This window comes from Burkholderia aenigmatica (genome assembly GCF_048627025.1).
GTDB lineage: Bacteria > Pseudomonadota > Gammaproteobacteria > Burkholderiales > Burkholderiaceae > Burkholderia > Burkholderia aenigmatica.
Map to the genome: position 1 here is coordinate 2718177 of NZ_CP184468.1, position 22724 is coordinate 2740900.

At 66.6% G+C, this 22724-nt stretch carries 19 protein-coding genes and 1 tRNA gene; 10 read left to right on the forward strand and 10 right to left on the reverse strand.

The window, feature by feature from the left end:
• Positions 1-70 precede the first annotated feature (70 nt).
• Positions 71-1531, reverse strand: a complete 1461-nt coding sequence (locus ACN8ZM_RS12715) for a PLP-dependent aminotransferase family protein (RefSeq protein WP_043189062.1) — start codon at positions 1529-1531, stop codon at positions 71-73.
• A 230-nt stretch (positions 1532-1761) separates the two neighbouring features.
• Here ACN8ZM_RS12715 and ACN8ZM_RS12720 point away from each other — a divergent pair, with 230 nt between their 5' ends.
• The 7 genes from ACN8ZM_RS12720 to ACN8ZM_RS12750 all read left to right on the forward strand — a co-directional run bounded on the left by ACN8ZM_RS12720 (position 1762) and on the right by ACN8ZM_RS12750 (position 10113).
• Entirely contained in the window at positions 1762-2454 is a 693-nt protein-coding gene (locus ACN8ZM_RS12720; RefSeq protein ID WP_420210072.1) for a VOC family protein, read from the forward strand.
• Between the two features lie 55 nt (positions 2455-2509).
• On the forward strand, positions 2510-3418 hold the full coding sequence (locus ACN8ZM_RS12725; protein ID WP_039370357.1) for a DMT family transporter: 909 nt from the start codon (positions 2510-2512) through the stop codon (positions 3416-3418).
• 152 nt (positions 3419-3570) lie between these two features.
• Positions 3571-4752, forward strand: coding sequence for a PLP-dependent aminotransferase family protein (locus ACN8ZM_RS12730; protein WP_043189067.1), 1182 nt, complete (start codon positions 3571-3573; stop codon positions 4750-4752).
• Positions 4753-4794: 42 nt separating this feature from the next.
• Positions 4795-5253, forward strand: coding sequence for a RidA family protein (locus tag ACN8ZM_RS12735; protein ID WP_043189069.1), 459 nt, complete (start codon positions 4795-4797; stop codon positions 5251-5253).
• 13 nt (positions 5254-5266) lie between these two features.
• Entirely contained in the window at positions 5267-6148 is an 882-nt protein-coding gene (locus tag ACN8ZM_RS12740; protein WP_089451007.1) for a PhzF family phenazine biosynthesis protein, read from the forward strand.
• Positions 6149-6368: 220 nt separating this feature from the next.
• The gene (locus ACN8ZM_RS12745; protein ID WP_043189074.1) at positions 6369-8708 is read left to right on the forward strand and encodes a bifunctional diguanylate cyclase/phosphodiesterase; all 2340 of its coding nucleotides are present in this window, start codon (positions 6369-6371) and stop codon (positions 8706-8708) included.
• A gap of 196 nt (positions 8709-8904) precedes the next feature.
• The gene (locus ACN8ZM_RS12750) at positions 8905-10113 is read left to right on the forward strand and encodes a chromate transporter (RefSeq protein WP_420210073.1); all 1209 of its coding nucleotides are present in this window, start codon (positions 8905-8907) and stop codon (positions 10111-10113) included.
• A 42-nt stretch (positions 10114-10155) separates the two neighbouring features.
• On the opposite strand, the gene ACN8ZM_RS12755 is transcribed toward ACN8ZM_RS12750, so the two are convergent.
• Complete coding sequence (locus ACN8ZM_RS12755; protein ID WP_420210074.1) at positions 10156-10602, reverse strand: multidrug/biocide efflux PACE transporter; 447 nt, start codon at positions 10600-10602, stop codon at positions 10156-10158.
• Positions 10603-10715: 113 nt separating this feature from the next.
• Here ACN8ZM_RS12755 and ACN8ZM_RS12760 point away from each other — a divergent pair, with 113 nt between their 5' ends.
• Positions 10716-11600, forward strand: coding sequence for a LysR family transcriptional regulator (locus tag ACN8ZM_RS12760; RefSeq protein WP_043189081.1), 885 nt, complete (start codon positions 10716-10718; stop codon positions 11598-11600).
• A 53-nt stretch (positions 11601-11653) separates the two neighbouring features.
• Here the strand turns inward: ACN8ZM_RS12760 and ACN8ZM_RS12765 are convergent, their stop codons facing one another.
• The 5 genes from ACN8ZM_RS12765 to ACN8ZM_RS12785 form a co-directional block, all read right to left on the reverse strand.
• Positions 11654-12112 carry a CopD family protein gene (locus tag ACN8ZM_RS12765; protein WP_043189083.1) on the reverse strand — a complete coding sequence of 153 codons (459 nt, stop codon included), beginning with the start codon at positions 12110-12112 and terminating at the stop codon, positions 11654-11656.
• A 250-nt stretch (positions 12113-12362) separates the two neighbouring features.
• Positions 12363-14684: a DNA topoisomerase IV subunit A gene (gene parC / locus ACN8ZM_RS12770; RefSeq protein WP_175022438.1), complete on the reverse strand. Its 2322-nt coding sequence runs from the start codon at positions 14682-14684 to the stop codon at positions 12363-12365.
• 69 nt (positions 14685-14753) lie between these two features.
• Positions 14754-16736 (reverse strand): DNA topoisomerase IV subunit B, encoded by a 1983-nt coding sequence (locus tag ACN8ZM_RS12775; RefSeq protein ID WP_205822685.1) that lies wholly within the window; start codon positions 16734-16736, stop codon positions 14754-14756.
• Between the two features lie 241 nt (positions 16737-16977).
• Complete coding sequence (locus ACN8ZM_RS12780; protein WP_179258712.1) at positions 16978-18963, reverse strand: ATP-binding cassette domain-containing protein; 1986 nt, start codon at positions 18961-18963, stop codon at positions 16978-16980.
• 271 nt (positions 18964-19234) lie between these two features.
• A complete protein-coding gene (locus ACN8ZM_RS12785; protein ID WP_043189656.1) occupies positions 19235-19639 on the reverse strand; it encodes a DUF4399 domain-containing protein in 405 nt (134 codons plus the stop codon).
• A gap of 199 nt (positions 19640-19838) precedes the next feature.
• Between ACN8ZM_RS12785 and ACN8ZM_RS12790 the strand changes: the two genes are divergently transcribed.
• Positions 19839-20021 (forward strand): rubredoxin, encoded by a 183-nt coding sequence (locus ACN8ZM_RS12790; RefSeq protein ID WP_011352822.1) that lies wholly within the window; start codon positions 19839-19841, stop codon positions 20019-20021.
• A gap of 167 nt (positions 20022-20188) precedes the next feature.
• Positions 20189-20263: transfer RNA gene (locus tag ACN8ZM_RS12795), tRNA-Arg, on the forward strand.
• Between the two features lie 233 nt (positions 20264-20496).
• Here the strand turns inward: ACN8ZM_RS12795 and ACN8ZM_RS12800 are convergent.
• The 3 genes from ACN8ZM_RS12800 to ACN8ZM_RS12810 all read right to left on the reverse strand — a co-directional run bounded on the left by ACN8ZM_RS12800 (position 20497) and on the right by ACN8ZM_RS12810 (position 22713).
• On the reverse strand, positions 20497-20718 hold the full coding sequence (locus ACN8ZM_RS12800) for a hypothetical protein (protein ID WP_420210075.1): 222 nt from the start codon (positions 20716-20718) through the stop codon (positions 20497-20499).
• A gap of 101 nt (positions 20719-20819) precedes the next feature.
• The gene (locus ACN8ZM_RS12805) at positions 20820-21863 is read right to left on the reverse strand and encodes an acyltransferase family protein (RefSeq protein WP_420210076.1); all 1044 of its coding nucleotides are present in this window, start codon (positions 21861-21863) and stop codon (positions 20820-20822) included.
• 628 nt (positions 21864-22491) lie between these two features.
• Positions 22492-22713 (reverse strand): hypothetical protein, encoded by a 222-nt coding sequence (locus tag ACN8ZM_RS12810; RefSeq protein ID WP_420210077.1) that lies wholly within the window; start codon positions 22711-22713, stop codon positions 22492-22494.
• Positions 22714-22724: the final 11 nt, after the last annotated feature.

Consider the following 22724-nt stretch of genomic DNA (forward strand, 5'->3'; position numbering starts at 1 on the left):
GGCGCAAGCGGTTTGCGCGGGTATCTGGGGACGGCACGCCCGATTTCAAGGGCCGGCGTGCCGCCCAGGGTCACGACGCGCGGCGCGCGGCCGAATCGATATAACGCGACAGCAGCCCCGGCAGCGCCGGATCGCCGCAGTTCGCGACGTTGAAGCGCATCCACGTCGACGGCGATTGCTGCGGCGAAAACAGGCTGCCCGGCGTCAGCAGAAAGCCGGCCTCGTGCGCGACCGCCGCGAGCGCATCCGAATCGACGCCCGTGTCGGCCCACAGGAACATCCCGGCCGCCGGCATCGTGAAGAGGCCGAGCCCCGTGCGCTCGAGCATCCGCGCGGTCTTGTCGCGCACGCCGTCGAGCCGCGCGCGCAGCCGCTCGACGTGGCGCCGGTAGTGCCCTTCAGTCAGGATCTTGTAAAGCACGCGCTCGTTCAGCTCGGGCGTCGTCATCCCGACCAGCATCTTCTGGTCGGTGACCGCCTTCGCGATCTCCGGCGCGCAGGCGACATAGCCGACCCGCAGGTTCGCCGCGAGCGTCTTCGAATAGCTGCCGAGGTAGATCACGCGCTTCAGCTGGTCGAGGCTCGCGAGGCGCGTGGCCGGATAGCTCGGCGGGCACAGGTCGCCGTACACGTCGTCCTCGACGACGAGGAAGTCGTACGCCTCCGCGAGCTTCAGGATCCGGAACGCCTGCGCGGCCGACAGCGACGTGCCGGTCGGGTTCTGCAACACCGAATTGATCACGAGCATCTTCGGCCGCCACATCTGCACGAGCGTCTCGAGCGCGTCGAGATCGGGGCCGTCCGGCGTGTACGGCATCCCGACGAGCTGCGCGCCCTGCGCCGCGAAGCGGCCGAACATCTGGAACCAGGCCGGATCGCCGACGATCACCGCATCGCCAGGCTTCACGTAGATCCGCGAGATCAGGTCGATCGCCTGCGTGATCCCCGACACCAGCACGATCTGTTCGGGCTTCGCGCCGATCTCCACTTCGGCGAGACGCGTCTGCAGTTGCTGGCGCAGCGGCAGGAAGCCCTGCGCGGTACCGAAGCCGAGCATCTGCGCGCCGGACTGGCGCCCGAGCGCGCGCAGCGCGCCGGTGATCAGCTCGCCGTCGAGCCAGCGGCCCGGCAGATAGCCGAGACCCGGCCCCTTTTCCGGGCTGACGGTGTGCAGCATGTTACGCAGCAGCCAAACGACGTCGATCGTGTTGTGCACCGGCGCGGCCTCGGCCACGCGTGCGACGCTGTCGGCCGGTTGCGGGCCGGCGGCCGTGCGCTCGCGCACGTAGAAGCCCGAGCCGCGCCGCGAGTCGAGGTAGCCCTGCGCGACGAGCCGCTCGTACGCCTCGACGACGGTGAAGCGCGACACGCTCTTGTCGAGCGCGAGCTTGCGGATCGACGGCATCCGCATGCCGGGACGGAACACGCGTTCATCGATGCGCCGCCGCGCCCACTGGACCAGCTGGTCGACGAGCGTGAGCGTGGCCGTGTCGTGCGGCACGGGAATCTGGGCGAGTGGGACGGTGGACATGGGCGGCAGCTCCAACTGTACCGAAGGCTATCGCGCCGATTGTACCGTTACTGTGCCGGTAGCGACGATTACAGTTGACCGGCATGGCGACCCTGCGGCCGCCGCTTTGGCCCCGCCGCACCGGGTACCGCGCCCACCGGCCTGCATCGCGGCCGGTACGCCGGCCGGTCCGGCCACCGCCCGGCGCATCGCCTGCCCACCATGACACTTTCGCTTCCCGACCGACGTTCATGCCAGCCCGCTCCCTGACACTCGACCATCTCGTGATCGCCGCGCGCACCCTCGACGAAGGCGTCCGCCACGTTGCCGACGCGCTCGGCATCGAACCGGCCGGCGGCGGCCGCCACCCGCTGATGCGGACCCACAATGCGCTGTTCGGCGCGTGGGGCGGGCTCTACCTCGAAGTGATCGCGATCGACCCCGACGCGCCGGCGCAAGACGACGGCGCCAAGCCGCCGCGCGCGCGGCTGTTCGGCCTCGACGATCCGGCCATGCATGCGCGGCTCGCACAAGGCCCGTTTCTCGCGCACTGGGTCGCGCGCGTCGACCGCCCGCGCCAGCTCGCGCTGTGGCAGAGCCAGTACCCGACGCGCATCCCGCCGGTCGTCGCGATGCGGCGCGGCGACCTGAGCTGGGGCCTCACGGTGCCTGACGACGGCGCGTTCCCTGCATGGCAAGACGCGGGCGACGGCCTGCTGCCGTCGCTGATCCAGTGGGACAGCGCGCACCACCCGGCCGAATCGCTGCCGGGCGACGGCGTTGCGCTGAAGGCGCTCAAGGGCGTCCACCCGCGCGCAGACGCGCTTCGCGAACAGCTCGACTGGCTCGGTGCCGCCCACCTGCTCGACCTCGAGGCCGCCGACGGCCCGCCCGCGCTCGTCGCCGAATTCGACACGCCGCAGGGCGCGCGCACATTGCGCTGAACGCCCTCCTCCCCCTCGACTACACCAATACCGGCAACACGGAGACACCCCTCACATGAATTCGCGCGAAACCCGGGGCATGCTGCTCGGCCTCATCGGCGTGATGATCTTCAGCCTGACGCTGCCGATGACGCGCATCGTCGTCTCCGAACTCCATCCGCTGCTCAACGGGCTCGGCCGCGCGCTCGCCGCCGCGGTGCCGGCCGGCCTGCTGTTGTGGTGGCGCCGCGAGCCGCTGCCGACCCGCGCGCAACTGAAAAGCCTCGCGATCACGTCGCTCGGCGTGATCATCGCGTATCCGGTGTTCTCCGCCTGGGCGATGAAATCGGTACCGGCGTCGCACGGCGCGGTGGTCAACGGCCTGCAGCCGCTGTTCGTCGCGCTGTACGCGGCATGGCTGTCGCACGAGCGGCCGTCGAAGGCGTTCTGGGCCAGCGCGGTGGCCGGCAGCGCGCTGGTGATCGCGTTCGCGCTGCGCGACGGCGGCGGCACCGTGCAAGCCGGCGATGCGCTGATGCTCGTCGCGGTCGGCATCGGCGCGCTCGGCTATGCGGAAGGCGCGCGCCTCGCGCGCCAGATCGGCGGCTGGCAGGTGATCTGCTGGGCGCTCGTCGTGTCGGCGCCGTTCCTCGTGTTGCCGGTCGGCTGGCTCGCCTGGATGCAGCATGCCGCGCATCCGGGCCCGCTCGCGCTGCGCACGTGGCTCGCGTTCGGCTACGTGACCCTCTTTTCGCAGTTCATCGGCTTTTTCGCGTGGTATGCGGGGCTCGCGATGGGCGGCATCGCGCGCGTCGGCCAGGTGCAACTGCTGCAGATTTTCTTCACGATTGCTTTTTCCGCGCTGCTGTTCGGCGAAACGGTGACGCCGTCGACGTGGCTGTTCGCGGCCGCGGTGATCGCCACCGTGGTGCTCGGGCGCCGCTCGGCGGTCGCGACCGCCGCGCAACCGGCTCGCGCCGGCTGAACAGCTGCGCCATAATGGACGTTTTGCCTGATCGGTTTTGCCCACCCGGCCGCGAAGGCTCGATCGCGCTCGTGCCTGCCCACCCGGCAGCGTCGAAGCGATTTGCCCGAACGACCTTTCTTGACTGACCACGATATCCGAACGAGGAGACTATGAATCCGAGCGACCTGCATCCGCCGCACTGGCAGCTTTCCGAACGCGCACGCAAGCTGACGAGCTCTGCAATCCGCGAGATCCTGAAGGTCACGGAACGCCCCGAGGTCATCTCGTTCGCCGGCGGCCTGCCCGCCCCCGCGACGTTCCCGGCCGAGCGCATGCGCGCCGCCGCCGATCGCGTGCTGCGCGACGCGCCGGCCGCCGCGCTCCAGTACAGCGCGACCGAAGGCTACCTGCCGCTGCGCGAATGGATCGCCGAGCGCTACAGCGTGCGCGTGTCGCAGGTGCTGATCACGACCGGCTCGCAGCAGGCACTCGACCTGCTCGGCAAGGCGCTCGTCGATCCGGGCAGCCCGATCCTCGTCGAAACCCCGACCTACCTCGGCGCGCTGCAATCGTTCTCGCTGTACGAGCCGCGCTACGTGCAGGTGCCGACCGACGAGCAGGGCCTGCTGCCGGAAGGCCTCACACCCGAACTCACGCAAGGCGCGCGCCTCTTGTACGCGCAGCCGAACTTCCAGAACCCGACCGGCCGCCGCCTGCCCGTCGAGCGCCGCCGCGCGCTCGCCGCGTTCGCGCAGTCGAGCCCGTTCCCGGTGCTGGAAGACGATCCGTACGGCGCGCTGAACTACCGCGGCGAGCCGCTGCCGACGATGCTGTCGATGGCGCCCGATCACATCGTGCACCTCGGCACCTTCTCGAAGGTGCTCGCGCCGGGCCTGCGGATCGGCTACATCATTGCGCCCGAGGAACTCCACTTCAAGCTCGTGCAGGCCAAGCAGGCCACCGACCTGCACACGCCGACGCTCACGCAGCGCATCGCGCACGAAGTGATCAAGGACGGTTTCCTCGACGAGCACATCCCGACGATCCGCGAGCTGTACAGCGCGCAGTGCGACGCGATGCTCAGTGCGCTCGAGCGCCACATGCCGGAAGGCGTCACGTGGAACCGGCCGGAAGGCGGGATGTTCATCTGGGTGAACCTGCCCGCGCAGATCGACAGCATGAAACTGCTCGCCACGGCCGTCGACAACCACGTCGCCTTCGTGCCGGGCGCACCGTTCTTCGCGGACAACGCGCAGCAGAACACGCTACGCCTGTCGTTCGTGACGGTGCCGCCCGAGAAGATCGAGGAAGGCGTCGCGCGCCTCGGCAAGCTGCTGCGCGAGCGCCTCTGATCCCCTTTTTCCTGTCACGACTCTCAACGAGGAATCGAATACATGGCTAACGTCTACGACAAACTCAAGTCGCTCGGTATCGAGCTCCCGACCGCCGGCGCACCGGCCGCCGCCTACGTGATGAGCGCGCAAACCGGCAACACGGTCTTCCTGTCGGGCCACATCGCGAAGAAGGACGGCAAGGTCTGGGCCGGCAAGCTCGGCGCCGATCTCACGACGGAAGACGGCAAGGCCGCCGCCCGCTCGATCGCGATCGACCTGCTCGCGACGCTGCACGCGCACACCGGCGACCTGAACAAGGTCACGCGCGTCGTCAAGCTGATGAGCCTCGTCAACTCGACGCTCGACTTCACCGAACAGCACGTCGTGACGAACGGCGCGTCGGAACTGATCGCAGAAGTGTTCGGCGATGCAGGCAAGCACGCGCGCTCGGCCTTCGGCGTTGCGCAGATCCCGCTCGGCGCGTGCGTCGAGATCGAGCTGATCGCCGAAGTGGCGTAACGAGCGCATCGCGATGTCCGACCATCGGGTCCGTTTCAAGCAGGTCGACGTGTTCACGTCGGTGCCGTTCAAGGGCAACGCGCTCGCCGTGGTGTTCGACGCCGATTCGCTCGGCGACGACGACATGCTCGCGATCGCCCGCTGGACGAACCTGTCGGAAACGACGTTCGTCTGCACGCCGACCGATCCGGAAGCCGACTACCGCGTCCGGATCTTCACGACGGAGGGCGAACTGCCGTTCGCCGGCCACCCGACGCTGGGCACCGCGCATGCGTTCCTGGAAAGCGGCGCGCAGCCGCGCACGCCGGGCCGGCTGATCCAGCAGTGCGGGGTCGGCCGGGTCGCGCTGCGCGAGCAGGCCGACGGCTGGGCGTTTGCCGCACCGCCGGCACGCGTCACGCCGCTCGACCGTTCGGACTACGCGGCGCTGGCTGCCGCGTTGCGCAGCGACGCGATCGACCTGGAGGCCGAGCCGTGCGCGGTCGACAACGGTGCGCCGTGGCTGGTCGTGCGGCTGAAGTCGGCCGATGCGTGCGTCGGCCTGTCGCCCGATCCGGCCGCGCTGGCGGCGCTCACGCACCGCTACGGCATGGACGGCCTCGCGGTCTACGCGCCGCACGCCGACGGCGGCCCCGCGACGTTCGAAATCCGCTGCCTGATGACGGGCGGCAACTTCGGCTTCGGCGAGGATCCCGTCACCGGGAGTGCAAACGCGGCGCTCGCCGGGCTGCTGACGCGGCAGGAACGCCGCCCCGGCCAGTCGTATACGGCCCGCCAGGGGACGGCGATCGGCCGTGAGGGCCGCATCTTCGTCCGCTACGACGAAGACGGCACCGCGTGGATCGGCGGCCAGGTCGTCACGGTCGTCGACGGCACCTTCCTGTCCCCCGCGTAACATTTCGCGATGTGCGATGGCGCCGGCCCGTCCGGCGCCCCCCCTACGATTCGCCCAACTATCGCAAAAACGTTCCAGCCAGTAATATCGGGCCTAATCCGTTGTTTCGGAGGTCTGTCCATGGTTGCGTGTCCCGCGAACGAACAGACGTCGGGACAACCCGAACCCTAGACGGCCATCCAGACGGATGGCGCACGCGAGCAAGACGCCACCCTCTTCGATGAGCTCCGCCCGGTCCAACCACACGCCGCCGACCCGGCCGCTACGCGCGCCGCGCAAATCGCGCCGGCGTGCGCTATTTGCGATCCCGCTGCTCGGGATGCTGGCGCTTGCGCTGCTGTGGGCCGTGATCATCGCGCGTCTGTCGGTGGAAAAGGACAGCGCGTACAAGGAAGCGGCGGCTTCCGCCGCGATCCTCTCCTCTGCGCTCGAGCAGCACACGGTCAAGGCGATCCATCAGGTCGACCAGATCACCCGCTTCGTCAAGTTCGAATTCGAGAAGTCGCCCGCGCGCTTCAACCTCGCCAGCGCCGTCGAGAAAGGCGTCGTGCCGAGCGACACGCTGATCCAGGTGTCGCTCGTCAACGCGAAGGGCATCCTGTTCGCGAACACCGCCGAGCTGCATCCGCAGCCGATCAACCTGTCCGACCGCGAGCACTTCAAGGTCCACCTCGCGCACAACGACGACCGCCTGTTCATCAGCAAGCCCGTCCTCGGCCGCGTGTCGAGCCACTGGACGCTGCAGATGACGCGGCGCCTGAACAACCCGGACGGCAGCTTCGCGGGCATCGTCGTCGTGTCGGAAGACCCGAGCTACTTCACGAACGACTTCTACAACAACGCGGCGATCGGCAAGGAAGGCGTGATCGCGGTCGTATCCGATACGGGTGCCGTGCTCGCGCGGCGCACGGGCTCGGTCAGCAACGCGCCGGGCGCGTTTTCGGCGTCGGGCGTCTACCCGATCGCCGAGCGCGTGACGGGCACGATCATCGACCCGATCGACGGCGTGACGCGCATCGTGTCGTACCGCCACCTCGACGGCTACCCGCTCGCGGTGATGGTCGGGCTGTCGCAAACCGAGGAATTTGCGGACTACTACCATACGCGCAACGTCTACCTGCTGATGACGAGCTTCATCACGCTCGCGATGCTCGCGTTCTTCGGCGTCGCGACGGGCCTGATCGGCAAGCTGCTCGGCCGCGAGCGCGAAATGACGCAGCTCGCCGAATACGACCTGCTCACCGGCCTCGCGAACCGCTACGCGACGCTGCGCGGGCTGCGCAACGACGTGTCGATGCCGACGAGCCTGTCGCGGCTCGGGCTGCTGTTCATCGATCTCGACAACTTCAAGACCGTCAACGACACGCTCGGCCACAACGCCGGCGACATCGTGCTGCAGATGACCGCGTCGCGCCTGTCCGATGCGGTCGGCGATGAAGGCTCGCTCGCGCGCATCGGCGGCGACGAGTTCGTCGTGGTGATGAAGGGCGACGACGTCGAGCGGCGCGCGGTGCGGCTCGCGGAAGCGATCATCCGGATGTTCGGCGAGCCGTTCGACGTGCGCGGCAGTTCGTTCGTGCTGCATGCGAGTATCGGCATCGCGCTGCACACCGTCGCGAACGAAAGCGAGATCGACCTGCTGAAGAAGGCCGATCTCGCGATGTACAGCGCGAAGGACGCCGGCAAGAACTGCTACCAGTTCTACGCGCCGCACCTGTCGCACCGTGCCGACCACCTGATGCGCTGGGAACAGCAATTGCGCGTCGCGCTCGCCGAGGGGCAGCTGTTCCTCGCGTACCAGCCGAAGATCGACCTCACCCACCGCACCATCACCGGCTTCGAGGCACTCGCGCGCTGGGATCACCCCGAACACGGGATCATCTCCGCGAACGAATTCATTTCGATCGCCGAATCGACCGGCCTGATCGTGCCGATCGGCGACTTCGTGATCCGCACCGCGTGCGAGCAGATCGCGCGCTGGCGCGACGAGGGCCACGACACGCTGACGCTCGCGGTCAACATCTCGCCCGTGCAGTTCTGGCGCGGCGACCTGATCGAGACGATCTCGCGCACGCTGCAGGAAACCGGCATCGACGCGAACCGCCTCGAAATCGAGATCACCGAAACCGCGATGATGGAGTATCCGGAACTCGTGTCCGAGAAAATCGTCGCGCTGAAGAAGCTCGGCATCCGGATCGCGCTCGACGATTTCGGCACCGGCTATTCGTCGCTGTCGTACCTGCACCGCTTCTCGGTCGACACGCTGAAGGTCGACCGCTCGTTCGTGCAGGCGATCCCGAACGATCGCAGCGTGTGCGTGATGGTGTCGTCGATCGTGCATCTCGCGCGCTCGCTCGGCCTGACCGTCGTCGTCGAAGGCACCGAAACCGAGGAGCAGATCACGTGGCTGTCCGCGCTCGGCGAGATCGAGGCGCAGGGCTTCCTGTTCTCGCGACCGGTGCCGGCCGACGCGATTCCCGCGCTGATCGCACGCTTCGGCGTGCGCGCCGAACCGCCGAACGTGATCGCGCATCGCGCGACCGGCAGCACGGGCGCGTGAGCGCACCGCGGCCGTGGCGGGCCGTGCGCGCGCCGTCATTGTTTCGTTTTCCGATCTGATTGTTTAGTTCATGAACTAGCGTTTCCGCGCATGGCAGTGTCACGGTGCGCGGCGGACAATCGGGAGGGCCAACGTGTCGGCGGGCCGCCGGCATGGCTATACGCGAGAGATCGGGCCCCCGGCCCACCCTACCAACATGACAACCGTCGAAATCGAAGCGACTGCTGATGTCGAACAGGCGCAGGCTTCCCTGTGGAACCTGTTCAAAGTCGTCGCGAGCATTTCGGCGGTCTCGTGGGGCGGGCTGTCGATGATGGCGCAGCTCGAACGCCACTACGTGGAACGGCTGCGGCGCATCGAGCCTCACGTATTCGGCGATCTCGTCGCGCTGGCCTGGCTCGTGCCAGGCCCCGTCGGCTGCAACGTGGCGGTACAGGTCGGCCAGATCCTGCACGGCCGCATCGGCGCATGGGTCGCCGGCCTCGCGAGCGTGCTGCCGTTCTCCATCCTGATGACGCTGTTCGCGATCTTCTATCGCACGCCGCTCGTGCGCTCGCTGGCCGCGCCGATGCTGATCAATCACTTCGGGATGGTGCTCGCCGCGCTGATCGGCGTCACGTGGGTCAAGCAGTTGCGCTCGCTCGCGCGCACGCGGCGCGAGCAGCTGATCGCCGCGCTGTCGACGATTCTGCTCGGTTTCGCGCATAATCCGGCCGCCTTCGTCGGGATTCTTTTCGCTGCGTTCGCGGCGGGCTGGCTGACGGGGCCGCCGCAACGCGACGCGGTCGATGTCACGCTGTCGGGCCGCGACCGCAACCTGCTCGTGCTGCTCGGCGTGCTCGTCACGCTGTTCGCGGTGCCGCTGCCCGGCGACTATCAGGCGACGCTGCTGTGGCCGCGCCTCGCCGGCGCCGGCATGACACTGTTCGGCGGCGGGTTCTCCGCGCTGCCCGTGCTCAAGACGCTGTTCGTCACGCCGGCAACGGGCATCTCCGATCACGACTTCACGCTTGCGTTCGCGTTGTCGCCCGTCGCACCGGGGCCGCTGCTGAACGTCGTGCCGTTTCTCGGCTACCTGACCGACGGCTGGGTCGGCGCGCTGGCCGCGACGGCCGCGCTGTTCATTCCGTCGGGCTGCCTCGTCGTGTTCGCGCAGAACCACCTGTTCCGGCTCAAGCGCCATTCGCGCTTCGAACACGGGATGCGCCTGTTGCGCGCGGCGACCACGGGTTTTCTCGTCGTCGCCGTCGTGAAGATCCTGCATCGCGAGCCGGCCGACCCCGTTTACTGGCTGACGGGCGCCTTCGCGACGCTGTGCTTCGCGCGCTTCAAGGTGCCCGTCTATGCCGTGTACGGCACCGTCGCGGCTGCGTGCGGCGTGTGGCTGTGGGCCGCCGCGCGCTGACCAGCGACGGCCTCTGCCGGCATTCGCCCGTCTCGTCCGTCCTCAACCCGCCTGCACCGCCATCCGGCGTGCCATCCAGCGAGCGCGCAGCGCGTCGTATGCGAGGTTGAAGCAGAACGTGTAAGGCAGGAAGAACAGCACGATGCCGAGGTCGAGCAATAGCGCCTCGACGAGGCTCACGTTCAGCCACCACGCGGCAACCGGCACCACCATCGCGACGAGACCGAGCTCGAACATGACCGCATGCGCGATCCGCATGCCGAGCGTGCGCTTCAAGCCCGCCCGCCGCTCGAAGCGGTCGAACAGCGTATTGAACGCCATGTTCCACGCCATCGCGATCAGCGACACCATCACCGTCAGCACGCCGACGTGCGACACCGGCATGTCGAGCAGCCACGCGCCGATCGGCGCGCACAGCGCGATCGCGATCAGCTCGAATGTCAGTGCATGCAGCAGCCGTTCCGTCACCGTTTTGTTGATCTGTTTCATGATTCCCTCCGATTCGTCTACTTCGTTCATGGCAGCCATTTTGATCGGCGTAACCGTATGAATCCAGTTTGATATCATCGGTTTTACCGATATAACGCCGCCAGGAGTGCTGCATGCGCCACGCCCCCGAAGCCCTGCTCGCATTCGCCGAAGCCGCGCTGCTCGGCTCGTTCACGGCCGCCGCGCGCAAGCTCGGCAAGCGCCAGTCGACCGTGTCGGAGGCGATCGCGAACCTCGAGATCGATCTCGGCGTGCAGTTGTTCGACCGCTCGACGCGCGCGCCGACGCTGACCGATGCCGGGCGCGCGCTGCTGCCGCAGGTGCAGCGCGCGCTCGAGGCCGGCGCGGCGATCGACCGCATGGCCGCGCGGCTCGCGCGTGGCGAGGAAGCACGGCTGACGCTCGTCGTGTCGGATACGTACCAGTCGAAGCGCTATGAGGAAACGTTGATGGCGCTCGAACGGCGCTTTCCGGCGCTCGAGCTCGAATGCCAGATCGCCGAGCACGAGGACGTGCTCGACCTGATCCAGCAAGGGCGCGCGCAGCTCGGGCTGATGGCCGCGCGCGCGGCCTACCCGGCCGATATCGGCGCGGCGACGATCGCGGAGGAATCGGAGATCGGGCTATTCGTCGGCCGCACGCACCCGCTCGCCGAATACGGCGACGCCGACGTGCCGCACACCGCGCTGCGCGACGTGCGCGAACTGCGCCTCAATACCTATGTGAAGACGGAAGGCCGCAGCGCCGACGACCGGATCGTCGTCGGCACGCAGCACTGGCTGGCACCGAGCTACCTGATGCTGCTGGAGATGGCCGTGCTGGGGTTCGGCTGGGCCGAACTGCCGCGCTGGATGGTCGACCACTTTGCGCACGATCGGCTGTGCGAACTGCGTGCGCGCGGCTGGCCACGCCGCGTGCGGGTCGATGCCGTCTGGTCGCGCAACCGGCCGCTCGGCCCGGCCGGCTCATGGCTGCTCGACGCGATGCTGGCCGCGTAGCGGCGCTTGCCGGTACACCGGCGGCTGCGCGCCGGCCGACCGGCTCCGGTCAATCAGAAACCGCGCGACAGCACCGCCGCGCCGATCGTGACGACGCCGAGCACGAGGTTCACGACGACGAGCAGGCGCACCGTGTTCACCGCGCGTGCGCCGTCCGGCCACTTCTGCGCCTGCACCGCACGGCGGATGCGCGGGAACAGCGCGAACCGGATATGCCCGAAGATCAGCATCATCACGACGCCGAGCCCGGCCATCGCGTGCAGCGACCACGTCGCGTGCGCGCCACCGAACTCCATGAGCAGGAAGCCGCCGGACAGCAGGATCACGATCACGGAACCCGATACCCAGTTGAAGAAGCGGCCGAACACGCCTTCGATCAGCGGCAACCGAAGCTGCGGCGACAGGTCGGACAGCGCCGGGCGCAGGCAGAAGTTGGCGAAGACCATCCCGCCCACCCACACGGCGACGGCCAGCAGATGAAGAAACAGCGCGACGGCGACAGCATGGGACATGACGGCAATCCTGTGAGGAGTTGGGTGCGGCGAACGGCCGCGTCGCACGCGGCATCGAGCGACGTTCGACCGGATTGTCGCTGCGCGGTTCAGACCCCAGGCGCGATTTCACACTATTTTGCAAGTTCCGCGTGACAGCGCCACGCTTGCTTACCCGAATCCCCACTCCAAAAGAAAAGGCCGCACGTCCGCCGAAGCGGAGGTGCGGCCTTCGATCGTGGCCGAACCGGACGATCGATCGTGCGTCGCGTCAGCCGAGCAGCGGACGCAGCTCGCTGACGACCTTGAGCTTCGTCTCCGGCGCGCGGCCCTTGCGCGCGCGCTTGCCGACGTGCGGCGCGAGCGCCGCGTACGACAGCGTCTCGTCCATCGCCTTGCCGCCACGGCCCGTGCCGATCAGCACGACGCCGGCCGGATCGATCGCGAGCGCCTGCACGAGCGTTTCCTTGTCGTCGAGCGCCATCAGGATCACGCCGCGACCGCCGCCGGACAGCGTCTTCATCTCGTCCATGCCGAACACCAGCAGTCGGCCGCCGCTCGACAGGCAGGCAACCTGCTTCGCGTTCGGCAGCACGGGCATCGGCGCGAGCGGCACCGCGCCTGCGTCGATCGTCATGAACGCCTTGCCGGCCTTCACGCGGCTCACCATGTCGCCGACCTTCGCAAGGAAGCCGAAGCCGTTGCTCGACGCGAGCAGCAGTTGCTGGTCGGCCGGCGCCGCGTAGTAGTGCATCAGGTGCGAGCCCGATTCGAGCTCGATCAGCGACGTGACCGGCACGCCGTCGCCGCGCCCGCCCGGCAGCACCGACACGTCGACCGAGTACACGCGGCCGCTGCTGCCCCACGCGATCAGACGATCCGGCGTGCGGCACTGGAACGCCGCGTACAGATGGTCGCCGGCCTTGAACGAGAAGCTGGCCGGGTCGAGCCCGTGGCCCTTCAGCGCACGCACCCAGCCCTTCTGCGACACGACCACCGTCACCGGCTCGTCGACCACCTTCGCCTCGAAGGTCGCGCGCTTTTCCTGCTGGATCAGCGTGCGGCGCTCGTCGCCGTACTGCTTCGCGTCGGCCTCGATCTCCTTGATCATCAGCCGCTTCATCGCGCTTTCGTTTGCGAGCAGTTCCTCGAGCTTCGCCTTTTCGTCGCGCAGCGCTTCGAGTTCCTTCTCGATCTTGATCTTCTCGAGCCGCGCGAGCTGACGCAGCCGGATTTCGAGAATGTCTTCCGCCTGCCGTTCGCTGAGGCCGAACGCGCTCATCAGCGCGGCCTTCGGCTCGTCCGACTCGCGGATGATGCGGATCACCTCGTCGATGTTCAGGAAGACGATCATCCGCCCTTCGAGGATGTGGATGCGGTCGTCGACCTTCGCGAGACGGTGGCGGCACCGGCGCGTCATCGTCAGCTGGCGGAACTTCACCCATTCGTCGAGGATCGTCAGCAGGCCCTTCTGGCCCGGCCGGCCGTCGGCGCCGATCATCACGAGGTTCAGCGTCGCGTTCGATTCGAGACTCGTGTACGCGAGCAGCGTGTTCACGAATTCCGTCTGGTCGATCGTGCGCGACTTCGGCTCGAACACGAGCCGCACCGCCGCTTCCTTGCCCGACTCGTCGCGCACCGCGTCGAGCAGGTCGAGCATCGCCTTCTTCGTGTTGAGCTGCTCGGGCGTCAGCGTCTTCTTGCCGAGCTTGAGCTTCGGGTTCGTCAGCTCCTCGATTTCCTCGAGCACCTTCTGGCCCGACGTACTCGGCGGCAGCTCGGTGACGACCAGTTGCCACTGGCCGCGCGCGAGATCCTCGATCTTCCAGCGCGCGCGCACCTTCAGGCTGCCGCGGCCCGTTTCGTAGGCCGCCGCGATTTCCGCGTCGCTCGAGATGATCTGGCCGCCACCCGGGAAATCCGGGCCGGGGATCAGGTTCATCAGTTCCGCGTGCGTGAGCTTCGGATTGCGGATCAGCGAGACCGCCGCCGCTGCGACTTCACGCAGGTTGTGCGACGGGATTTCGGTCGCGAGACCGACCGCGATGCCCGACGCGCCGTTCAGCAGCACGAACGGCATGCGGCTCGGCAGCGTCTTCGGCTCTTCGAACGAGCCGTCGTAGTTCGGCATGAAGTCGACCGTGCCCTGGTCGATCTCGTCGAGCAGCAGCTTCGCGATCGGCGTGAGGCGGGCTTCGGTGTATCGCATCGCCGCCGCGCCGTCGCCGTCGCGCGAGCCGAAATTGCCCTGCCCGTCGATCAGCGGGTAGCGCAGCGAGAAATCCTGCGCGAGACGCACCAGTGCGTCGTACGCCGACTGGTCGCCGTGCGGGTGGTATTTACCGAGCACGTCGCCGACCACGCGCGCCGATTTCACCGGCTTCGCGTCGGGGCCAAGGCCCATTTCGTTCATCGCGAACAGGATCCGGCGCTGCACCGGCTTCTGGCCGTCGCACACGTCGGGCAGCGCGCGGCTCTTCACGACGCTGACCGCGTAGCTGAGATACGCCTGCTCCGCGTAGTTGCCGAGCGTCAGCGCTTCGGCATCCGGTGCATCGGGGCCGGCGAAGAGATCGGAAGTGTTGTCGTCCATCTGAATTCCGTATTCGTAAGTGGCGTGAGGCCGGGCCGGGTGTCATGCCCGGCCGCGCAGGTGCTCGGCTTAGATGTCCGCTTCGACGTCGTTGCCCTTTTCCTCGAGCCAGCCGCGCCGCGCGGCTGCCTCGCCCTTGCCCATCAGCATCGTCATGCGCGCGACGGTCGCCTCGTAGTCGAGCTCGCCGAGCTTCACCGGCATCAGGCGGCGCGTGTCGGGGTTCATCGTGGTATCCCACAGCTGCTCGGCACTCATTTCGCCGAGACCCTTGAAGCGGCTGATGCTCCATTGCGTCTCGCGCACGCCGTCCTTGCGCAGCTTGTCGAGGATCGCTTCGAGCTCGCCGTCGTCGAGCGCATAGAGCTTCTGCGCGGCCTTCTTGCCGCGCGCGGGCGCGTCGACGCGGAACAGCGGCGGGCGTGCGACGCACACATGGCCGCGCTCGATCAGTTGCGGGAAATGCTTGAAGAACAGCGTGAGCAGCAACACCTGGATGTGCGAGCCGTCGACGTCCGCGTCCGACAGGATGCAGATCTTGCCGTAGCGCAGGTTCGACAGGTCGACGCTTTCATCGGGGCTGTGCGGATCGACGCCGATCGCGACCGAGATGTCGTGCACCTCGTTGTTCGCGAACAGGCGGTCGCGCTCGGTTTCCCACGTGTTCAGCACCTTGCCGCGCAGCGGCAGGATCGCCTGGTATTCCTTGTCGCGGCCCATCTTCGCGGAGCCGCCCGCCGAGTCGCCCTCGACGAGGAACAGTTCGTTGCGCGCGATATCTTCCGTCTCGCAGTCGGTCAGCTTGCCGGGCAGCACCGCGACGCCCGAGCTCTTGCGCTTCTCGACCTTCTGGCCGGCGCGCGTGCGCGCCTGCGCCTGCTTGATCACGAGTTCGGCGAGCTTCTTGCCGTGCTCGACGTGCTGGTTCAGCCACAGCTCCAGCGCAGGACGCGAGAACGACGACACGAGCTTCACCGCGTCGCGGCTGTTCAGACGTTCCTTGATCTGCCCCTGGAACTGCGGATCGAGCACCTTCGCGGACAGCACGAACGACACGCGCGCGAACACGTCTTCCGCGAGCAGCTTCACGCCCTTCGGCTGCAGGTTGTGCAGTTCGACGAAGCTTTTCACTGCCTGGTAGAGGCCGTCGCGCAGGCCGGATTCATGCGTGCCGCCGGCCGGCGTCGGGATCAGGTTCACGTACGACTCGCGCACGAGCGAGCCTTCCTCGCTCCATGCGACGACCCACGACGCGCCCTCGCCTTCGGCGAAGGTGTCGTCACCCGAACGCGAATCGGCGAAACGTTCGCCTTCGAACAGCGGGATCAGCAGCTCGCTGCCGTTCATTTCGTCGAGCAGGTAGCCGCGCAGGCCGTCTTCATACTTCCACACCTGGCGCTCGCCGCTCTTCTCGTTGACGAGCACGACCTCGACGCCCGGCAGCAGCACGGCCTTCGAGCGCAGCAGGCGCTGCAGTTCGCCGAGCGGCAGGTTCGGTGAATCGAAGTACTTCGGGTTCGGCCACACCTGCACGCGCGTGCCGGATTTCTTCTCGCCGCGGCCTGCGCCCTGCGTCGAGAGCGGCTTCACGACATCGCCTTCGGCGAAGCCGAGCTCCGCGATCTTGCCGTCGCGCCAGACCGTCACGTCGAGGCGCGTGGCCAGCGCGTTCGTCACCGACACGCCGACACCGTGCAGGCCGCCGGAGAACGTGTAGGCGCCGCCAGCGGCCTTGTCGAACTTGCCGCCCGCGTGCAGGCGCGTGAATACGATCTCGACGACCGGCACGCCCTCTTCCGGGTGCATGCCGAACGGAATGCCGCGGCCGTCGTCCTCGACGGAGACCGACTGGTCGGCGTGCAGCGTGACCGTGATCTGCTTGCCGTAGCCGCCGAGCGCCTCGTCGGACGCGTTGTCGATGACTTCCTGGATGATGTGCAGCGGATTCTCGGTACGGGTGTACATGCCGGGCCGCTGCTTGACCGGCTCGAGACCCTTGAGCACCTTGATCGATGCTTCGCTATAGGCCGCGCTGGGTTTCTTCGTTGACATAGGCGCTGAATTTCGTCATTCATCGGGACGTTGTCCACACCTCGTGTGGATAACGTCGTGGACAAAACGTTGAGTTCCGTAAAAAAGCGAATCGAAACAACGGTGTGCTTGGACTGCTCCGAAAGCGGGCGCGCGGCGTGCGCTGCGCTGCCCGGGACGCGCGGTATTTTACTGGTTCCGCGTGGCACGCCAATCGCGGAATCGCGCGCAGCGGCCACCGGCCGCGCGACGCGTCTGCGTATTACGCGGGCTTGCGCTTCGCCTCGAGCGTTTCCCACCGTTCGAGCGCGGCGAGCAATTCGTCGTCGATCGCCGCGAACCGCTCGGTCAGGCGCGTGCCTTCCTGCGGATCCTTCGCGAAAATCGAACCGTCTTCGAGCTTGGCGTTGATCGTCTTCTGCTCCTCTTCGAGCGTGGCGATCTTCTCCGGCAGCGAATCGAGCTCGCGCTGCTCGTTGAACGACAACTTCACCGTGCGTTGCGTGTTGCGGCCCGCGGCGCTCTTCGCCGGCTCTTCCTTGACGGGTGCCGCGTCCTTGACCGCGCGCTTCGCGGCTTCCTGCTGCGCGAGCTGATCCGCGCGCGCGCTCTGGATCTGCCAGTCGCTGAAGCCGCCGACATATTCGCGCCACTTGCCGTCGCCCTCGGCCGCGATCACCGACGTCACGACGTTGTCGAGGAACGCGCGATCGTGGCTGACGAGCAGCACCGTACCGTCGTAGTCGGCCAGCAACTCCTCGAGCAGTTCGAGCGTCTGGATGTCGAGGTCGTTGGTCGGTTCGTCGAGCACCAGCACGTTGGCCGGACGTGCGAACAGACGCGCGAGCAGCAGCCGGTTGCGCTCACCGCCCGACAGCGACTTCACCGGCGAACGCGCGCGTTCCGGCGCGAACAGGAAATCGCCGAGATAGCTCATCACGTGCTTGCGCACGCCGCCGATCTCGACCCATTCGCTGCCGGGGCTGATGGTATCCGCGAGGCTCTTTTCCTGGTCGAGCTGCGCACGCATCTGGTCGAAATACGCGACCTGCAGGTTGGTGCCGATACGCACCGTGCCTTCATCGGGCTTCAGTTCGCCGAGAATCAGCTTGAGCAGCGTCGTCTTGCCGGCACCGTTCGGGCCGATGAAGCCGATCTTGTCGCCGCGCATCACCGTCGTCGAGAAGCGATCGACGACCGCGCGGCCGCCGTAGCGCTTCGTCACGTCGGTCAGCTCCGCGACGATCTTGCCGGACTTCTCGCCCTGCGCGACGTCGAGCTTCACGTTGCCCTGCGTGTTGCGGCGCTCCGCGCGGTCGTTGCGCATCTGCACGAGCCGCGCGATGCGGCCGACGCTGCGCGTGCGGCGCGCTTCGACACCCTTGCGGATCCACACTTCTTCCTGCGCGAGCAGCTTGTCGAACTTCTCGTTTTCCACGCGCTCGATTTCGAGCTGCTGCTCCTTGCGTGTCTGGTATGCGGAGAAATTACCCGGGTACGACAGCAGCCGGCCGCGGTCGAGGTCGACGATGCGCGTCGCGACGCGGTCGAGGAACGCGCGATCGTGCGTGATGAACAGCAGGCCGGCGCGCTGCGAAACGAGCAGTTCTTCCAGCCAGCGGATGCCGTCGAAGTCGAGGTGGTTGGTCGGTTCGTCGAGCAGCAGCACGTCAGGCTGCAGCACCAGCGCGCGCGCCAGCGCGACACGCTTCTGCATCCCGCCCGACAACGCATCGACGGGGGCGTCGACGTCCGCCAGACCGATCTGCGCGAGCGTCATCGACACGCGCGTGCGCCAGCTCCATGCGTCGTGCGCGTCGAGCGACGACTGCAGCGCGTTCATGCGCGCGAGCAGCGCATCGTGTTCGGCGCCTTCGGGGATATCCGCGAGGCGGTGCGCGATCGAATCGTATTCTTCGAGCAGTTCGCGCGTGTGTGCGAGCCCCGACGCGACTGCGTCGAACACCGTCGCGCCCGGTTCGAATTCGGGCTCCTGCGGCACATAGACGGTCACGAGTTCCTGCTGGCGCGTGACCAGTCCGTCGTCGGGCTTCGCGAGCCCGGCGACGATCTTCAGCAGCGACGACTTGCCCGCGCCGTTGCGGCCGATCAGGCCGACGCGCTCGCCGGCTTCCAGCGAGAAATCCGCGTGATCGAGCAACGCGACGTGACCGAACGCGAGCTGCGCGCCGGAAATGGAATAGAGCGACATGGGGAGACGGCGAAGAGAGAAATCGGAAGCGCCCATTGTACCGGTCGCGAGCGCCGCCACCGCTATGGCTGGACGGACTAGGCCGGGAAACGGGCTGAGAGGCGGGTTGGAACGCGCTTTTGACGGCAGGCAGGCGGCCATCGAAGCGCAGCGACGCGATGCGATGGCGCGCCGGGGGCACCCGGCTTTCGGTAGCGGAGCCGCGCCGCGGGTTCCGAGCGAAAGCCAACGTCGGCCGGATGCCTGCGGCCGGCCGATCGACCATCCCGCGCCGGACGCCTCGGGCGCCCGTACGCGGCACGCGTGATTACTTCACGTTGACCGTGATCGTCGAGCTCATTTCGGGGCCGTACGACCGGTGGATGCCGTCGCCGAACTGCAGCGTCAGCGTATGCTGGCCGGGCGGCAGCTTGATATCGGTTTCGGTCTGCGCCTTGCCGAAGTGCAGCGAGCGCTCGCTTGCGGGAATCACGTCGCCCTTCGGAATCGGCCGGCCGTCGATCAGCAGGTGATGATGGCCGGTATTCGGCGTCATGTCGCCGGCGGGCCGAAGCTCCATCCCTTCGAGCCCGAACTTCACGTGCACCGGATTCGACACCGTCGCGCCGTCGCTCGGCGCTTCGAAATACACGCGCGCCTCGGCCCGTGCGACCGTCGACACGGCCATTGCCGCCACGCATACCGCACCTGCGATCCACTTTCTGTTCAGCATCGCATTCTCCTTATGATTGGACAGCCCCGGAAGCATACACCTCGCGAACGGCAACCGTGTTTCGGTTGCATTGTTCGCGATGCGTACGTTTAAAACGACGTTGCGGAGCCGTTCGGCGAAATTCCGGTACCATTGCGCCTTTCGTCCGCCGGCGACGCTGCGGACGGCATCACCGAATTTCCCTTTTCCCGAGCGCTACATGAGCGAAGTAACCGAATACCAGAGCTGGGTCTGCCTGATTTGCGGGTGGGTCTACAACGAAGCGGAAGGGCTGCCCGACGAAGGCCTCGCGCCCGGCACCCGTTTCGCCGACATCCCCGCCGACTGGCGCTGCCCGCTGTGCGATGTGGGCAAGGAAGATTTCGTCGTCGTCGATTTCTGATTCGCTGACTCGCTGATTCCCTGGTTTTCCGATCGCGGCTGATTGCGCGATCGCGCGCGTCGGCGTGCATTCCGCCCCGCCGATGCGCCGCGCGTTTGCTATACTCTGCGCGCTGTCCACACCGCCGTCCGGTTCGCGTTTTTTGCGCGTGTCTCCCGGACATGGCTCTCCCCGTAGTTCAATGGATAGAACAAGCGCCTCCTAAGCGCTAGATACAGGTTCGATTCCTGTCGGGGGGACCAGCTCAGTTCCAAGTACCTCCCACGTCTCACAACAAAAACCGCGCCCAGCATAGCTTTGCGGGTTCTTTGCTGCGAACTTCTGCAAAGCCCCCTCAGCCAAAGCAACGCATCGGCAGGGGTTCTTTCGGGGGTCCTTCAGCCGCCCCCAAACCGCAACCCCGACATCGCTCAAACGGCACCCCAGCAGAAGAGCGGACATGGCGTTTACCGACATGGCAATACGCAATGCCAAGTCAAGCGATCGTCTCGACCGGCGCATCGAGCGCGCCGGCCTGGGGCGGTCCGTCTGCGGCGGTCCTCACGGACGTCACGCAATACGATGTCGCGATCGGCAATTCGACCGGGCTCACGTTCATCTCGCCCGGATCATCAGGCGGCATCCTGATTTCGAATGGCCCCTCGACCCATCCGTCGTTCGGCAATACCGTCACGACGCTGACGGCGACCGGCGCCATCACGCCCTCGCAAACGTCCGGCATAGTCGGCACGACGACCAACAACGCAAACGCGGGCAGCGTCGACAACTACGGTCTATCTGCTCGCGTACGCATCGTTTTCAACCAGCACTTGCACGGCGGTTGGTTTTGTTACCGCTCGCCGTGTTCGGTTGCGCCGCGAAGTTTTTAAGCCGTAGCGCAGGTTTCTCGATGATGTGCCAAGACATGTAACCGGAGACGACCGACAGAATGATCGACGCAAGCACGAATGGCCCGAACTCGATGTGCGGGAATAGCGCCATCAAGGTTTGCTGGATCAGGAAGGCGTAGACATAAATGCCGTAGGACGGGTCGCCTAGCGCCCCGATCCGGCTGAGATAGGGCGTCTCGGTCACGGCAAACGAGATGACGGCGTAAGGGATCGCAAGCATCAGCAGCCATATCTCGACCGCCGAACCGCGAGTCATGATGATCGCGGCTGCGACAGGGAGCCATGCCCATGAGAAGAGCGGGATGCGCTTACGCAGATGCCAGAGCAGCGCGCCAGTCGCGAAGCTGGTCCCGGCGCGCACCAACTCATGCGCGTTCATCATGCAGACGTTTCCCGATGGCGGGTGAATCTCCAACCAGCATCCGGCCGCGAGCAGAGCGACAAGAACTGGCACGGTAGCCCTGCGCACAAAGTAGAGCGCCCTGCCGAGCGCGCACAAGCCGAAGTACATCGTCGCCTCTAGCGGCAGTGTCCACAGCGAACCGTTCACATTGTTCGCGAGCGGATTGTGCTCAAACACGCCCGGCAATACGAAGCCCATCGGGTAAAGCAGTAGCGAGCGCAGGTACAGTGCGAACCGTGGGTCGGTGAGATAACCCGCCCCGGGCAGTGTCGTGAGCATCGGGCCAACCACACAGGCGGCAAGCAGGATCGCGCAGAAGAAGCCGGGCACGATGCGCAGCGCGCGGCGCAGCAGGAAACGGAACGGATGCGGGTCGCGCTCCCAGCTCGCGCTCACCAGATAACCACTGACCGCAAAGAAAGCAAATACGGCGGCGGCGCCCAGATCTCCCAGCGGATAGGTCGCGTCATGAATCGGCCGCGCATGGCTCACGAGCACGGCGAGCGCAGCGACGATCCGGACGAAGTCGAAGTTGTTTTTTTGGGCCATACGACTGATATGAGGAATCGTGTCGACGGATTCTATACGACGTCGCCGGGGCGAGGCGATGGCAGGGATGGTCGAGGCCTGGCGCGGCTAGGCTCGTTTGCTCCCGCTATATTTCCCTAATAATTGCCCTCAAGTTGACCGCAAACCCGCATGGCTGCGCGCTTGTTTTCTGTGCAACTTGTGAGGGATTGCATCGCGGATCGCTTTATCTGGCGCGCTTCTGCGGTTCGTTTCATCATCTGATTCGGGACCAGAGGGTCGAAGGTTCGAACCCTTCGGTCTTGCGCAGCTGCCGGACCATCTCGCGCGCCGCCCACAGCTCGGCGGTGACCTGCCGCGATAGCGCCCGCAGATACTCACGGTGTCCGCCCTTGTAGGCGTTCGGGGACACCTTGGCTTTACCTGCTTGCGCCCTAGGTGCGGTCGCTTTCGTCCACGGTTGCCAGCGCCTGATTGCCTCGGCTTGCGCTTTCCGTTGCTCCGGTGCCCCGTGTCGCGGCACCCTGTTGTCGGTTAATAGCCCGTTTGGCGCACGCTCAAAATTTCCCGTGCGCATGGCATCCGTATGCGGCTGCATACCTGCATAGGACTTGTTGACCTGCTGATGACCCGCCGCGATGTTGGTCCGCTACACAATGTGGATGTTGCGCGGGTTCTTGATCTCGGCCAGCGCCTCGAGCGTCGCGCGGCATTGAGATTGCGCTTTGAGCGCTAGCCGTAGGTTCGCCTCAATCTGGTTCAGATACTCGCAGTGCGCCGATTTGCGCGCCAGTTGATTGAAAACCATGTCCAGCGTGTTTGCCTGCGTTAACAGCATCGCCTCCACGGCGGACAAGTCGCCAGCCTTCATCCACTTTCCCA

What these genes read in the sequence shown, in the direction of transcription:
- ACN8ZM_RS12805 (WP_420210076.1), bottom strand. Translation starts at nt 21,863, where the DNA reads ATGGCCCAAAAAAACAACTTCGACTTCGTCCGGATCGTCGCTGCGCTC.
- ACN8ZM_RS12745 (WP_043189074.1), top strand. Translation starts at nt 6,369, where the DNA reads ATGAGCTCCGCCCGGTCCAACCACACGCCGCCGACCCGGCCGCTACGC.
- ACN8ZM_RS12740 (WP_089451007.1), top strand. Translation starts at nt 5,267, where the DNA reads ATGTCCGACCATCGGGTCCGTTTCAAGCAGGTCGACGTGTTCACGTCG.
- ACN8ZM_RS12810 (WP_420210077.1), bottom strand. Translation starts at nt 22,713, where the DNA reads ATGAAGGCTGGCGACTTGTCCGCCGTGGAGGCGATGCTGTTAACGCAG.
- ACN8ZM_RS12725 (WP_039370357.1), top strand. Translation starts at nt 2,510, where the DNA reads ATGAATTCGCGCGAAACCCGGGGCATGCTGCTCGGCCTCATCGGCGTG.
- ACN8ZM_RS12765 (WP_043189083.1), bottom strand. Translation starts at nt 12,112, where the DNA reads ATGTCCCATGCTGTCGCCGTCGCGCTGTTTCTTCATCTGCTGGCCGTC.
- ACN8ZM_RS12780 (WP_179258712.1), bottom strand. Translation starts at nt 18,963, where the DNA reads ATGGGCGCTTCCGATTTCTCTCTTCGCCGTCTCCCCATGTCGCTCTAT.
- ACN8ZM_RS12785 (WP_043189656.1), bottom strand. Translation starts at nt 19,639, where the DNA reads ATGCTGAACAGAAAGTGGATCGCAGGTGCGGTATGCGTGGCGGCAATG.
- ACN8ZM_RS12760 (WP_043189081.1), top strand. Translation starts at nt 10,716, where the DNA reads ATGCGCCACGCCCCCGAAGCCCTGCTCGCATTCGCCGAAGCCGCGCTG.
- ACN8ZM_RS12790 (WP_011352822.1), top strand. Translation starts at nt 19,839, where the DNA reads ATGAGCGAAGTAACCGAATACCAGAGCTGGGTCTGCCTGATTTGCGGG.
- ACN8ZM_RS12720 (WP_420210072.1), top strand. Translation starts at nt 1,762, where the DNA reads ATGCCAGCCCGCTCCCTGACACTCGACCATCTCGTGATCGCCGCGCGC.
- ACN8ZM_RS12800 (WP_420210075.1), bottom strand. Translation starts at nt 20,718, where the DNA reads ATGGCGCCGGTCGCCGTCAGCGTCGTGACGGTATTGCCGAACGACGGA.
- ACN8ZM_RS12730 (WP_043189067.1), top strand. Translation starts at nt 3,571, where the DNA reads ATGAATCCGAGCGACCTGCATCCGCCGCACTGGCAGCTTTCCGAACGC.
- ACN8ZM_RS12735 (WP_043189069.1), top strand. Translation starts at nt 4,795, where the DNA reads ATGGCTAACGTCTACGACAAACTCAAGTCGCTCGGTATCGAGCTCCCG.
- ACN8ZM_RS12750 (WP_420210073.1), top strand. Translation starts at nt 8,905, where the DNA reads ATGACAACCGTCGAAATCGAAGCGACTGCTGATGTCGAACAGGCGCAG.
- parC (WP_175022438.1), bottom strand. Translation starts at nt 14,684, where the DNA reads ATGGACGACAACACTTCCGATCTCTTCGCCGGCCCCGATGCACCGGAT.
- ACN8ZM_RS12755 (WP_420210074.1), bottom strand. Translation starts at nt 10,602, where the DNA reads ATGAAACAGATCAACAAAACGGTGACGGAACGGCTGCTGCATGCACTG.
- ACN8ZM_RS12775 (WP_205822685.1), bottom strand. Translation starts at nt 16,736, where the DNA reads ATGTCAACGAAGAAACCCAGCGCGGCCTATAGCGAAGCATCGATCAAG.
- ACN8ZM_RS12715 (WP_043189062.1), bottom strand. Translation starts at nt 1,531, where the DNA reads ATGTCCACCGTCCCACTCGCCCAGATTCCCGTGCCGCACGACACGGCC.